The 12,914-nt window shown below is 70.4% G+C and carries 13 protein-coding genes; 6 read left to right on the plus strand and 7 right to left on the minus strand.

Annotation, left to right across the window (positions count from 1 at the left end):
• Positions 1-82: 82 nt before the first annotated feature.
• Genes D7X32_RS22400 through D7X32_RS47590 form a run of 3 tightly spaced genes read left to right on the plus strand, consistent with a single transcriptional unit; the run spans position 83 to position 5,227 of the window.
• A complete protein-coding gene (locus tag D7X32_RS22400; RefSeq protein WP_120604606.1) occupies positions 83-1,375 on the plus strand; it encodes an O-acetylhomoserine aminocarboxypropyltransferase/cysteine synthase family protein in 1,293 nt (430 codons plus the stop codon).
• A gap of 4 nt (positions 1,376-1,379) precedes the next feature.
• Positions 1,380-2,717 carry an alpha/beta fold hydrolase gene (locus D7X32_RS22405; protein WP_120604607.1) on the plus strand — a complete coding sequence of 446 codons (1,338 nt, stop codon included), beginning with the start codon at positions 1,380-1,382 and terminating at the stop codon, positions 2,715-2,717.
• Entirely contained in the window at positions 2,714-5,227 is a 2,514-nt protein-coding gene (locus D7X32_RS47590; protein WP_158625737.1) for an amino acid kinase family protein, read from the plus strand. Before D7X32_RS22405 ends, D7X32_RS47590 begins: the two co-directional genes overlap by 4 nt.
• Before the next feature lie 41 nt (positions 5,228-5,268).
• On the opposite strand, the gene D7X32_RS22415 is transcribed toward D7X32_RS47590, so the two are convergent.
• Both D7X32_RS22415 and D7X32_RS22420 read right to left on the minus strand, forming a co-directional pair.
• The gene (locus D7X32_RS22415; RefSeq protein WP_120604609.1) at positions 5,269-6,087 is read right to left on the minus strand and encodes a transglycosylase SLT domain-containing protein; all 819 of its coding nucleotides are present in this window, start codon (positions 6,085-6,087) and stop codon (positions 5,269-5,271) included.
• Positions 6,088-6,303: 216 nt separating this feature from the next.
• A complete protein-coding gene (locus tag D7X32_RS22420; RefSeq protein ID WP_120604610.1) occupies positions 6,304-6,999 on the minus strand; it encodes a hypothetical protein in 696 nt (231 codons plus the stop codon).
• A gap of 89 nt (positions 7,000-7,088) precedes the next feature.
• Here D7X32_RS22420 and D7X32_RS22425 point away from each other — a divergent pair, with 89 nt between their 5' ends.
• On the plus strand, positions 7,089-7,361 hold the full coding sequence (locus D7X32_RS22425) for a DUF6289 family protein (protein WP_120604611.1): 273 nt from the start codon (positions 7,089-7,091) through the stop codon (positions 7,359-7,361).
• A gap of 33 nt (positions 7,362-7,394) precedes the next feature.
• Positions 7,395-7,670 (plus strand): DUF6289 family protein, encoded by a 276-nt coding sequence (locus tag D7X32_RS22430; RefSeq protein WP_120604612.1) that lies wholly within the window; start codon positions 7,395-7,397, stop codon positions 7,668-7,670.
• Positions 7,671-7,700: 30 nt separating this feature from the next.
• Here D7X32_RS22430 and D7X32_RS22435 read toward each other — a convergent pair whose 3' ends face one another.
• Both D7X32_RS22435 and D7X32_RS22440 read right to left on the minus strand, forming a co-directional pair.
• On the minus strand, positions 7,701-8,621 hold the full coding sequence (locus D7X32_RS22435; RefSeq protein WP_120604613.1) for an MBL fold metallo-hydrolase: 921 nt from the start codon (positions 8,619-8,621) through the stop codon (positions 7,701-7,703).
• A 70-nt stretch (positions 8,622-8,691) separates the two neighbouring features.
• Positions 8,692-9,036, minus strand: a complete 345-nt coding sequence (locus D7X32_RS22440; protein ID WP_120604614.1) for a winged helix-turn-helix transcriptional regulator — start codon at positions 9,034-9,036, stop codon at positions 8,692-8,694.
• Between the two features lie 75 nt (positions 9,037-9,111).
• Here D7X32_RS22440 and D7X32_RS22445 point away from each other — a divergent pair, with 75 nt between their 5' ends.
• Positions 9,112-9,939: an NAD(P)H-dependent oxidoreductase gene (locus tag D7X32_RS22445; protein ID WP_120604615.1), complete on the plus strand. Its 828-nt coding sequence runs from the start codon at positions 9,112-9,114 to the stop codon at positions 9,937-9,939.
• Between the two features lie 22 nt (positions 9,940-9,961).
• On the opposite strand, the gene D7X32_RS22450 is transcribed toward D7X32_RS22445, so the two are convergent.
• Genes D7X32_RS22450 through tatB form a run of 3 tightly spaced genes read right to left on the minus strand, consistent with a single transcriptional unit; the run spans position 9,962 to position 12,793 of the window.
• Positions 9,962-11,053 (minus strand): potassium channel family protein, encoded by a 1,092-nt coding sequence (locus D7X32_RS22450; protein WP_120604616.1) that lies wholly within the window; start codon positions 11,051-11,053, stop codon positions 9,962-9,964.
• A gap of 12 nt (positions 11,054-11,065) precedes the next feature.
• Complete coding sequence (tatC, locus tag D7X32_RS22455; protein ID WP_120604617.1) at positions 11,066-12,271, minus strand: twin-arginine translocase subunit TatC; 1,206 nt, start codon at positions 12,269-12,271, stop codon at positions 11,066-11,068.
• Positions 12,272-12,310: 39 nt separating this feature from the next.
• Positions 12,311-12,793, minus strand: a complete 483-nt coding sequence (gene tatB, locus D7X32_RS22460) for a Sec-independent protein translocase protein TatB (RefSeq protein ID WP_120604618.1) — start codon at positions 12,791-12,793, stop codon at positions 12,311-12,313.
• Positions 12,794-12,914 lie beyond the last annotated feature (121 nt).

Consider the following 12,914-nt stretch of genomic DNA (forward strand, 5'->3'; position numbering starts at 1 on the left):
GTGCCCTGACGTCCCCCACCACCCGTCCGCCCTTACGTCACGCGCGTTCCTTCCGGAGCGACGCGAACAGGAGTCCCTTGCCATGAGCACGCCCAACAACGAACGCCCGCTGCACCCCGACACGCTCGCGCTGCACGCCGGCTATTCGCCCGACCCCACGACGGGGGCTCGCGCGGTGCCCATCTACCAGACCACCAGCTACCGCTTCCGCGACGCGGACCACGCCGCCGCCCTCTTCGGCCTCAAGGAGTTCGGCAACATCTACACGCGCATCATGAACCCCACGACGGACGTCTTCGAGAAGCGCATCGCCGCGCTCGAAGGCGGCGTGGGCGCGCTCGCGGTCGCGTCCGGGCAGGCCGCGCAGACGCTGGGCATCCTCAACATCCTCAAGACGGGGGATGAAATCGTCTCCGGCGCCAGCCTCTACGGCGGCACGTACAACCTCTTCAAGGTGACGCTCGCGCGCCTGGGCATCACCACGAAGTTCGTGGACGCGGGCAACCCGGACGCGTTCCGTCAGGCCATTGGCCCGAAGACGAAGGCGCTCTACCTGGAGTCGCTGGGCAACCCGCGCCTGGACGTGCCGGACTTCGACGCCATTGGCGCCGTGGCGCGCGAGGCGGGCCTGCCCCTCTTCGTGGACAACACCGCGCTGTCCCCCGCCCTCTTCAACCCGCTGCGCCACGGCGCGCACATCGTGCTGCACAGCGCGACGAAGTACATCGGCGGCCATGGCACCTCCATTGGCGGCGTCATCGTGGACGGCGGCAACTTCCCCTGGGAGAACGGTAGGTTCCCGGAGCTGACCGAGCCCAACCCCGGCTACCACGGCCTGCGCTTGAGAGAGGCCTTCGGGCCCGCGGCGTTCATCCTCAAGGCGCGGCTGGAGGGCCTGCGCGACCTGGGCCCCGCGCTCAGCCCCTTCAACGCGCACGCGTTCATCCTGGGCCTGGAGACGCTGCGGCTGCGGCTGGAGCGCCACTCGCAGAATGCGCTCGCGGTGGCGAAGTGGCTCAAGCAGCACAAGAAGGTGGAGTGGGTGCGCTACCCGGGCCTGGAGGACGACCCCGCGTTCCTCAACGCGAAGAAGTACCTCAAGGGCGGCTTCGGCGGGCTCGTCACCTTCGGCGTGAAGGGCGGCCTGTCCGCGGGGCGCAAGGTGATTGACGGCGTGAAGCTGTGGAGCCTGCTCGCGAACATCGGCGACACGCGCTCGCTCATCATCCACCCCGCGTCCACCACGCACGAACAGCTCAGCCCGGAGGAGCGTGCCAGCACGGGCGTCACCGACGACCTGGTGCGCCTGTCCGTGGGCCTGGAGCACCTGGACGACATCCTGGCCGACCTGGACCAGGCCCTGAACGCGGCCTGACGCCATGCGACCCGTGAGGCCTGGCCAGGAGCTGCCCCCGCGCGCGGAGACCCCGCGCGTCTTCGACCTGTCGCTGCCGGACCTGCCGCTGGAGGCGGGCGCCCGCGTGGCGCCCCACCTCGTGCGCGGCTGGTGGTGGGGGCCCCCGGAGGACCTCGCGTGGTTGCAGTCCCGCTCCCGCGTGCATTCCGTCGAAGCGACGCGCGAAGGCCGGCTGCGCGTGGTGCGGAGGACCGCCTCCGAGCTGCGCGACGCCGCCACCGACGCGCGCCGCACCGGCCCCCGCCGCGCGCCGGACGCGGTGCCCACCGTGCTGCTGGTGCACGCGCTCACCGGGGACATGCACGCCGGAGGTGAAGGCGGCTGGTGGGCGCCCGTCATCGGGCATGGCCGGCCGTTGGATCCATCGCGCGTGCGGCTGTTGTGCTTCAACAACCTGGGCTCCTGCTACGGCACCTTCGGCCCCGCGGACGAGGGCTTCCCGCAGCGCACCGACGACACCCGCTTCGGTCCGTCGCCGGTGCTGCCCAAGGGCGACCTGCGCCTGGATGAACGGAGCCTGCCCGCGACCCTCACACCGTGGGACCAGGCGCGCTCCATCCTCGCGGCGCTGGACGCGCTGGGCGTGGACGAGGTGGCGCTCGTCACCGGCGGCTCGCTGGGCGGGATGGTGGTGTTGTGCCTGGCGGCGCTCGCGCCCGAGCGCTTCCAACGCATGGTGCCCATCGCGACGTCGGAGGCCGCGTCCGCGTGGGTGGTGGGTTGGAACCACGTGGCCCGGCAGGCGCTCCTGCTCGACCCCGAGTACCCCGAGTCCCCCAGGCGCGGCCTGGAATTGGCGCGCCAGCTGGCGACGCTCACCTATCGCGCGGAGGCCGGACTGGACGCACTCCAGCCGCGTCCCCAGGCGTGGTCGTCACGCACGTTGTATCCCATCGAAAGCTACCTGGAGTACCAGGGCTCGAAGCTGGAGGCGCGCTTCGATGCCCGCTCCTACCTGGCGCTGCTGGGCGCCATGGATCACCACGACCTCACCCGCGTGCCCACGCCGGACGGCGGGCCCGGCGTGGACCGCATCCGCGCGAGCACGCTGACCATCGGCATCGACCGCGACGCGCTCTTTCCACCCGAGCACATGAAGAACCTGTCCCGGCGCCTGCGCGCGCAGGGACTCCATGCCGAGTACGCGGCCCTGTGCAGCGTGCACGGCCACGACGGCTTCCTCATCGAATGGGACGCGCTCGCGCCCCTGTTGATCCGCGCGCTGGCCCTGCCTCCGGGCGTGGGCCGCGATGCCCGCCTTTCCTCCACTGCCGGCGTCCGCGCCCGGAAGACCTCATGACCGCCCCTGTGAGCATCACCCGTTACGCTCCCTTCCTGCTCGACACCGCCCAGGGCCTCGCGTCCGTGGCCACGCACCTGTCGCGCCGGGACGCGGGCAACACGCGCGCCGCCATCGTGTCGTCACCGCCGTGGCTCGCCTCGGGCCTGGAGTCCGCGCTGTCCATCGCGTTGAAGGGCAACTCCACGCTGGCACGGCAGGAGCTGGATGGCCTGCTCGCGAGAGGGTTGTTGATGCTGGAGGAGGCCGAACGCCGGCTGGGCGCGCCCCCGGGCTCCACGTCGGTGGAGGCGGACGGCACGCGCACGCTGGCATCGCTGCTGGAGCCCGCGCGCCGGGCGCTGGACGGCGCAAGCCTGGTGCGTGAACGGAGGCCCGCGCTGGAGGACGTGGTGCGCGGCACCGGTGAGCGGCTGACGGCGGCGCTGCTGGCACGGCTGCTGGGCGCGCGCGGCGTGCCGTCGCTGGAGGTGGACGCGGCGGACTGGACGGTGACAGAGGGTGAGCCCGGGCAGGCGCGCGTGAGCCGCGAGCACACCCGTGCCCGGGTGGCGACGCTGCGGCCTTCGTGGGAGGGGCGGCTGACGTTGCACGCGGGTGGCCGGGGCGTGGCGTTGGATGGGCGCTCCACGACGCTGGGCGTGGATGGCGCGGACGAGACGGCGGCGGTGCTGTCCGTGCTCCTGGGCACACCGCTGACGCTGTGGACGGACGTGCCCGGGGTGATGACGGCGGATCCGCTGCACGTGGCGGATGCGCGGCCGGTGCCGCACCTGAGCTACACCGAGGCGCTGGAGCTGGTGTACCTGGGCCTGCCCACGCTGCACCCGCGCGCGCTGTCCACGCTGCGCGACGCGGACATCCCGCTGCGCGTGCGGCACCTGCAACAGCCCGACGAGCCCGGCACGCTCATCGACGTGCGCGGCGCGGGCAATGGCAGCGTGCCCACGTGCGTGGTGTCCCTGGAGGACCTGGCGCTGCTGGGCCTGGAGGGCGGCACGGAGGAAGCGGCGCGGCCGGTGGGGCCTCGCGCGTTGCAGGCGCTGGAGGCCGCGGGCATCGATGCGTGGATGGCGGCGCAGTCGTCGCCGGGGCGCTCGGTGGCGGTGGTGCTGCGCCGGGCGCATGCGGCCCGGGCGGAGGAGGTGCTGCGGAGGGAGCTTGCGCCAGAGCTGGAGCGCGGCGCGTTGCAGCCGCCGCAGGTCCGCGCGCCAGTGACGCAGGTGGCACTGGTGGCGGAGGCCATGGGCCAGGGCGCCAACGTGGCGGGACGGCTGTTCCAGCCGCTGGGTGCGCTGGGCATCAACGTGCGAGCCATCGCGCAGACGGCGAGCGCCCGCTCCATCTCCTTCATCGTGGACGGGGCGGAGACGGCGTTGACGGTGCGCACGGTGCACGCGGCCTTCCACTTCGCGCACGAAGAGGTGAGCCTGCTGGTGCTGGGGCATGGCGTGGTGGGCAGCCAGCTGTTGGACCAGCTGCGCGCGTTGCAGGAGACGCTGGCGCAGGAGCACGGCATCCAGCTCAACCTGGTGGGGCTCGCGGACAGCCGGCGGGTGCTCTTCTCGCCGGAGGGCATCCCGCTGAAGCAGTGGCGCGAGCGCATCGAGTCCGTTCCCGAAGGCGCGTCACCCCCCGTGGTGCGGGCGCTGCTGGAGCCGCTGCGCCGGCTGCCGGTGCCGGTGCTGGTGGACTGCACCGCGGCGGAGGGCATGGAGGAGCTGTACCTGGAGGCGTTCCGCAGCGGCATCCACGTGGTGGCGGCGAACAAGAAGCCGCTGACGCAGCCGCGCGAAGTCTGGGAGAAGCTGCGGAGCACGGCGCACCTGAACCACCGCGCGTACCACTACGAGACAACGGTGGGCGCGGGGCTCCCGGTCATCCAGACGTTGAAGGACCTGGTGCGCACGGGGGACCGGGTGCACGGCGTGGAGGGTTCGTTCTCCGGGACGCTCGGCTACCTGAGCCAGCAGTTGATGGACGGCGTGCCGCTGTCGAAGGCGGTGCGCACGGCGCGAGAGAAGGGCTTCACGGAGCCGCACCCGCGCGAGGACCTGGCGGGCACGGACGCGGCGCGAAAGGCACTCATCCTCGCGCGTGAGCAGGGCTTGGACCTGTCGCTGGAGGACGTGGAGGTGGAGCCGTTCGTGCCGCGCGAGTACCTGGAGGAAACGGACGTGGAGCGCTTCCTCACCGGGCTGGAGAAGCTGGACCGGACGTTCACCTCACGCGTCGAGGGACTGCGCGCGGAGGGCAAGGTGCTGCGCTACCTGGCGCGCATCGACCCCTCCGCGAAGGACGGGCCGGTGCTGCGGGTGGGTCCGGTGGCCGTGCCGAAGGAGCATCCGGCGACGCGGCTGCGCGGCTCGGAGGCGTTCGTGGCCTTCTCCACGGAGCGCTACGCGGACTACCCGCTGCTGGTGCAGGGCGCGGGAGCCGGCGGTCCCGTCACTGCGGCCGGCGTCCTCGCGGACATCCTGAAGATCGCCCAGAACCTGCGGGGGCGGTAGGCGGACGGGAGGGCCTGGAGCGGCCCTCCCCCTCTCCCCTGTTAGTAGCCGACGTAGCCGCTGCCGCCGTTCATCGCCTGGATGCCCGGGGTGTTGGACACGGAGCCGTAGCGGTCCACCGAGTAGCGGACAGCCGCGATGATGTTGTCCACCGGGTTGCGGATGTTGTCGTGGCCCGGGAGCTTGAACGCGTCGAACGTGGGCTGGATGGTCTGCATCAGGCCGATGGAGGGGTGGCCATCCTTCGCGTTCTGGTCCGTGAGGTTGATGGCGTTGGGGTTGCCGCTGGACTCGTGCTCGATGATCTTCGCGATGTCCTGGGGGTTCATCTTGTCCACCGGGACGCCAGCGGCCTTGAGGATCTCCATGGCCTGCTTGATCCAGTCGCCCACTTCGCCCTTCGGCATGTCGCCCGTGGCGCCCGCCGACTGAGCGGAGCCCGCCGACTGCGCGGAGCCCGACTGGAACGAGTCACCCGCGACAGGCGCGCCGCCCGTGCCGCTCGCGCTCGACGGGGCGCCCGCGCTGGACTTGCCGGACACGCCCGACGGGGCCTGGGCTCCCTCCACGCTGCCCGCGGAGGCAGCGCCACCGCTGATGGAGGTCTGGAGCATCTGGACGATCTGCTGCAGCTCCTTCACCACCTCGCTGAGCCCCTCCATGAACTGCTTGAACTGAGCGCCCTTCGCGGGGCCCGCGCTGAAGCCATCCTGCTGGAACTGGGACGCGAAGTTCGACCCGGACTTCTGGCAGGCGCCGCCCTGCACGCGGGCGCCGGACACGGCGTCAGGCCGGGAAGCGAAGTCCTGGGAGGGGACGCGGAAGGAAGCGGAGCGGGCGGAAGCGGGCGCGATGGCCATGGGATTTCCTCGAGAGCTTGAGTGCTGCTGACGAGGAACACCTACAGCAGGAGACATGCCAACCCTTTGGCCGACACCCGCTGGAAGCCAAGTGCTTGATGTCCTTGAAGAAGCGCGAGGCGCGGCAAGACGAACCGGGCCCCGTCCCTGGTGACTGGAGTCATCCCCTCACTGACGGCAGTCACCAGCCGCGACGTACTCACCTCACGGCACTCCCTACTTCGCGCGCCGGGAGGTCTTCCGGATCCGCGAGGGAGACGAGGCCTTCTTCGTGGCCACGGCCTTCTTCGTGCCACGGGCCTTCTTCACGGGCGCGGCCTTCTTCGTGGCCACGGCCTTCTTCGTGCCACGGGCCTTCTTCACGGGCGCGGCGTTCTTCGTGGCGCGGGGCAGCTTCGCGGCCACGGCCTCCTTCGTGCCTCGCGCGGGCCCATGCTTCTTCAGCGCGGCGGCGCCTCGCTTCGCCAGGCCCTCCTCCAATGCGGGAGGCTTCTTGGCGCCCTTGTCCCCCGCGGGCTCACGCGTCGGAGCCCCTTCGCCGTTCACCTGCACGGTCCTCCCGGAGAAGGCGTCCCAGCCCTCCAGCGCACGCGTCCAGCGAGACAACGTCTCCTCACGGACGCCCGCGTCCGGCAGTCCTTCCGCGTGCAGCGCCACGGTGACGCCATGCACGGACGGCAGCACACGAAGCTGCACGGTGCGAGCGCGGGGCCACCCGTCATGCTCCAGCCGCAGGCGGAGTTGCTTGGGCGGAACCTGGCGCACCACCTTGATGCGCGTCCCATCCGCGAGCGAGACCTGCGCCCCTTCCGTCAGCGCCTCGGAGCAGTCCCCCACCCAACGGACCAGTCCGGAGGTTTCACCCCAGGCGGCCCACGCCACCTCCGAGCTCACCGCGAACGAGCGCCGCACTCCCGCCTGATATCCACCCTCCGCTGTCCGGCCTGTCGACATAGACTCTCCTCGGCACTTAATCTGGTTTTCCCAACCTGGGAGGAACAATGCGGCATCTTCTGACGGGACTGCTGTGCGCGGGAACCCTGCTGTTGGCCGCATGTGGCGGTGAAGCGGACGCCCCCGGCACGCCCACGCTCGAGACGGCGGAGCAGGCCGCGTCCCCCTGTCGCACGGGCCAGTACACCCGAGTCACCTACTTCAGCGACAGCGCGAAGACCGTGGAGGTGGGCCACCTCATCTGCGGCTGCAACGGCACCGTCACCACCTACGGCCAGACGTCGTCCTTCACGACCGTCTCCTACGCGCTCTGCAAGTAACCCCACCTGCTCAACACCCCGCCGGAGATCCCCATGAGCGTTTCACTCAAGTCCGCGCTGCTGGCGAGCGCCATGCTGCTGTCCGCATGTGGTGGTGTGGAAGACGCCACCGCACCCGACCTGGAGACGGCCGAACAGGCCATCATCCCGCAGTGCAAGGTGGGGCAGTCCACGCGGATCTTCTTCTACAGCGACGGTGCGAAGACAAATCAGGTGGGCCAGCGCGTCTGCTCCTGTAACGGCACCGTCACCACCACCGGGCAGGTGACCTCCATCTGGAACCTCTCCGCGACGCCCTGTAACCCCTAGCAGACCACCGCGTCAGCGGGCCGCGGTCATTCAGGGCGCGGCCACCCGCGCCTGCCGCTCCCACTCCGCCGGCAGTCCGATGTTGAGGAACACCGGGAAGCGCAAGCCCGGGTATGCCGCCTCGATGCGTGAACGGATGTGCTGCGCCGCCACGTCCGTGAACGGCCCCTGGGGATGCTCCGCGGCGACCTCAGCGATGACGCGCTCCAGGTACTGCCGCTCCCCCGCGAGCAGCCCCGCGTCTCCCGACGTGCCCCGCCCCGGATGCACCCACTTCGGGTGCAGCGCCTTCAGCTCCTCCAGCCGCTCGAGCCACGCCTCCGTGCGGCCCATCTCCAACCAGCTGTGCGCGTCGTTCGCCACCAGGTCGCCGGGGAACACGTGCCCGTCGAACTCCACCACCACGTGCGCCTCGCTGCACCCCGCGCCCAGCACATGCGCCTTCACCGTCACGCCGCCCGCGCGCAGCTCCGCCGTCTGGCTTCCGAAGCTGTCCGGCAGCGGCAGCGCCGTCGGGTAGTCCGGCGCATACCGCGCGCCGAACGCTCGCGTGCGCTTCTCGTGGATGGCCGGGATGGCCGCGCGCACCTGCTCGCTGGTCACCACGCGGATGCCGCGCTTGCGAAGCACGTCCGTGCCGTTGAACTTGTCCGGGTTGGCGTGCAGCACGATGGCCAGCTCCGCCTTCTTGCCCGTCACCGCCTCCGCCCAGGTGACGAACTCCTCCGCCGCGGACGGCAGGAACTGAGTGTCCACCAGGATGAGCCCCGTGGGCCCCTCAATCCAATACGACGACGTGCTGAAGCCCCACGGCGAGGACACATAGGTGCCCACCCGCGCATCCGCGTGCGAGGCCAACGTCACCTGCGCCCCCTTCAAACGCGGCGGAGACGACGCGCAGCCCACGGACAGAACGGCCAGCAGACCCAGGACGACAGCGGAACGGTGCAAGGCGGCCTCCGGAAGAAGCGCGCCCTGCCTAACCGGCTGCCGGCCTGCTCGCAAGCCATCCCGGGGATTCTCACCCGGTGCGCTGCAACCGGCGCTTGTACTTCTCACCCCAATCCCGCAGCCCCACGAGCACCGGCTCCAGGGAGCGGCCGAAGGCGGTGAGCTCGTACTCCACGCGCGGAGGCACCTGGGCGTACACGGTCCGCTTCACCAGCCCGTCCTCTTCGAGTTCGCGCAGCTGCAGCGTCAACATGCGCTGGCTGCAGTTCGGCAGGCGCTTGCGCAGCTCACCGAAGCGGTGCGTGCCCTTCAACAACCAGTACAACACCACGCCCTTCCATCGCCCGCCGATGACGCCGAGGGACGCCTCCACCGCGCAGTTCGTGTTCGAGTCGTCGTCGCGTTTGCGGCTCATGGTTACCTCTTTGTACGTACTTCCCAAACTTGTGCGTACTTGCGGATAAATAACCGCAATCGTACCTGATGGGCCATGAACATCCTGATTGTCTACGCCCACCCCGAACCTCGATCGCTCAACGGCGCGCTGAAGGACCTGGCACTGCGCCACCTGACTGCCCGGGGCCAGGAGGTCCGGGTGTCGGACCTCTACGCCATGGGCTGGAAGGCGATCGCGGACGGGGAGGACTTCCTCGCCCCCGACTCCGGCGAGCGGCTCTTCTACGAGCGCGCGTCGAAGGCCGCCTTCGCCAACGGCTCACAAAGCGCCGACATCGCCACCGAGCAGGACAAGCTGCTCTGGGCGGATGCCGTCATCCTCCAGTTTCCGCTGTGGTGGTTCTCCATGCCGGCCATCCTGAAGGGCTGGGTCGACCGGGTCTTCGCCCTGGGCTTCGCCTACGGCGTGGGCGAGCACGGCGGTGAACGCTGGGGCGACCGTTACGGAGAAGGCACGCTGACGGGCCGCCGCGCCATGCTCTCCGTCACGATTGGCGGACGCGCGCCGCACTACTCGGACCGGGGCGTCAACGGGGCGCTGGACGACCTCCTCTTCCCCATCCATCACGGGGTGCTCTTCTATCCCGGGATGGACGTCCTGCCGCCGTTCGTGGCCTATCAGGCGGACCACCTGAAGGACGAGCAGTGGCCGTCCGTGGAGGACGCGTTCAAGGCGCGGCTGGACGGCCTGTTCACGGACGAGGTCATCCCCTTCCGGCGGCAGAACAGCGGGCACTACGACGGCCAGCAGGTGCTGAAGCCCGGACTCGGAGACGGCGCTTCCGGCACCCGCATCCACCTGGTGCAGCGGGGCGACCCGGAACAGCGGCCCGTCCCCGCGCCCTCACGCCCGGGGCGGTGAGCCCCACGGCGTCAGGGGGAACTCACCCCGTGGACCGGTACCCCGGCATGAGGAAGTTGTCGTGGTCCGCGTACGCCGGCGCATCCGCCTCACCGGTGAAGGTGCGCAGGATGCAGTACTCCGGATACGACGCCTGGATGGTGACCTGGTCCCCCGCCTGGAGCACCACGTCCCCGTTCGGGTGCAGCGTCTCCGTCTCGCCCCGGATGAGCGACAGCGCCAGCCCGCCGAAGCGGTCGCGCACCTGGGACACGTTCATCCCCGGCAGGCCGTCCCGCACCACGAACAGCGACACCACCATCAGGTGCTTGCCGATGCGGAACGAATGGATGAGGCGCGGATCCAACGCCGCCAGCGCCATGGCGGGCGCGGCCAGCGAGGAGCTGGACAGGGCCTCCGCCTTGAACGTGTCGCGCACCTTCGCGCCCAGGTCGTCGTCGAACAGGCGGATGACCACGCGGATGCCCGGGTTGAGCCGCCGCGCGTCCAGCGCGATGTTCAGGTTCGCCAGGTCGTCGTCCGTGGCGCAGACGATGGCGGACGCCTTCTTCACGTGCGTGCGCGGCAGGCACAGCGGGCTGCGCGTGTCGTCGATGAGCAGCGGCACGTTCTCGTCGCGCAGCGCGGACACGAACGTCGCGTCCTCGCGCTTCTCCACCACGACGACGTCCTTGCCCATCTCCCGCAGCTGCGTCACCACGCGGTAGCCCACGCGTCCCGCGCCGCACACCACGACGTGGCCCTTCATCGTTTCGGACACCACGGAGACCCACTCCTTGTCGTTCTTGTGCCGCGCGAAGAAGAGGTACGCGAAGCGCACCACGCCATCCACCACCAGCGCGATGCTGACCGGCGGGATGAGGATGTTGAGCGTCTCCACCAGCCAGTCGCTCACGTACGGCAGCGACGGCTGGCCGAAGAGCAGGAAGTAGACGTGGTGCAGCGCCTCTCCGTAGGAGATGCGGTCCCCGCCCGGCCCCACGTAGCGCCAGTGATACAGCAGCGGCCCCGCCCCGAAGATGACCGCCGCCAGCAGCAGCGTGCTGCGGAACCTCCGCGACAGCGCGCGCAGGTACCGCAGGTCCACCATCAAGCGCGCGGCAGGACTCTTCATGCGCGGGGAGCCCTACGCCGCCGGGGTGATGTCCGTGGAGGCTTCCGCCTTCGCACGGCGCTTCTCGATGAGCCACACCGCCAGCACGCCCAGCTCGTAGCAGAGCAGCATGGGACCGGCCATGAGCGACAGGTTCACCACGTCACCCGTGGGCGTCAATACCGCGGCGGCGATGAGGCACACCACGAACGCGTGGCGCTGGTAGCGGATGAGCCACCGCGACTGCACCACTCCGACGATGCCCAAGAGCGCCATCACCAGCGGCAGCTCGAAGATGACGCCGAAGGCGAGGATGAGCAGCAGCACCAGCGACAGCTGCTCGTTCATCGTCAGCATGGGCCGCGTCCAGCGCGCGGCCTCCGCCTCCGCGTGGCCCTTGGCCAGCTCCTTCTGCAGGCGCCACAGGCCGGACATCTCCTCGGCGCGCGTGGGCGCCACGCCCGCGAGCAGGCTGGCCGACTGGTCCATGGCCGCCTCCGACGCGACGTAGTCCTGCTTGCCGAAGGCCGTCACCGCCTCCACGCGCTTCTCCACCGCCTGGCGCAGCACGCCGCGCGCGGGGACACCCATTCCGTCCGCCGCCGCGTCCAGCAGGTCGCCCAGGCCCTTCAAGCGCGCCGTGAGCTCCACGCTCTTCGCGGACGCCACCTGCGGGTCCTGCACCTGGCCCTCGCCCGCGGCGGTCAACGCGGCGCTGGTCTCCTTCGCCACGTGGCCGGCGCGCTCCACCTCGCCAATGCGCAGGAAGCGCAGCGCGTCCTCGGAGCCCATGCGCGCCGTGTCCATGCGCTGCTCCAGGGCGAGCGTCTCCTCCTCGTTGAGGAGGAACTTGAACATGGAGGGCAGCACCAGGAAGTAGCAGAACATCGAGCCCACGATGAACGCCACGGAGCCCAGCACCACGAAGGGCGACGCGTACTTGCGCTCCTCCGGGTAGAGCCCCGGCGCCACGAAGCCCCAGATCTGCCAGAGGATGACGGGCGTGGTGAGGAAGATGCCGCAGTACACGCCCACCTTCATCAGCACATTGATTTCTTCGATGCCGGATGTGTAGACGAGCGAGCGCCCTTCCGGGGGCAGCGCGTCCAGCACCGGCCGCATCAACACGCCGAAGATGGGCTTGGCGAAGATGAGCGACACGGCGCCCAGCACGAGCACCGCGAGCGAACACTTCACGAGCCGCGAGCGGAGCTCCGTGAGGTGCTCCGACAGGCTCATGCGGAAGTCCGACAGGTCAACCCCTTGGCGGTTCAGGGCTCAGCTCCGTTTCGGCGCGTTGCGCGCCACCGTGCCCGGAATGGGGGCGAGTTGCGGAAGGCCGTTCTCGTCCTGCGCCGGCGCTCCACCCGTCTCCGCCTTGGCTTCGGTGCCGGAGGCGGGAGCATCCGCGGCGGCCTCGGAGGGCGCGGGCACGTTTTCGGGGTCCAGCGTCGCGGTGAGCGCGGGCGCGGGTTCCGCCAGCACGTTGGCCGGGGCGGCCTCCGGGAGGATGGACGGGGCCAGCTCCGGCGGCGGGGACGGCACGCGCGTGCCCGGACGCGGCGGGGGCTCGCGGTTGAAGTCCTCGTCCATGGCGTAGAACTCGCGCTCCACCACGTTGCGCACGTCGTCCGTCTGCCGGCGGAACTCGCGCATGAACTTGCCGATGGCCCGCGCCAGCTCAGGCAACCGCTGGGGGCCGAGCACGATCAGCGCGGCCACCAGGATGAACACCATTTCGCCTGCGCCAATGTTGAACATGGGTCGTCGTCTTCCCCTTGGAGGGAACGTCCCGGGGTTATCGCGCCCACTGGCGGCCCGCGCAACCGTCAGCGACCGTCCAGCGTCCGTCCGGCCTCGTGGCCAGGAGGCGGGCGGCCGG

This window comes from Corallococcus carmarthensis (assembly GCF_003611695.1).
Lineage (GTDB): Bacteria > Myxococcota > Myxococcia > Myxococcales > Myxococcaceae > Corallococcus > Corallococcus carmarthensis.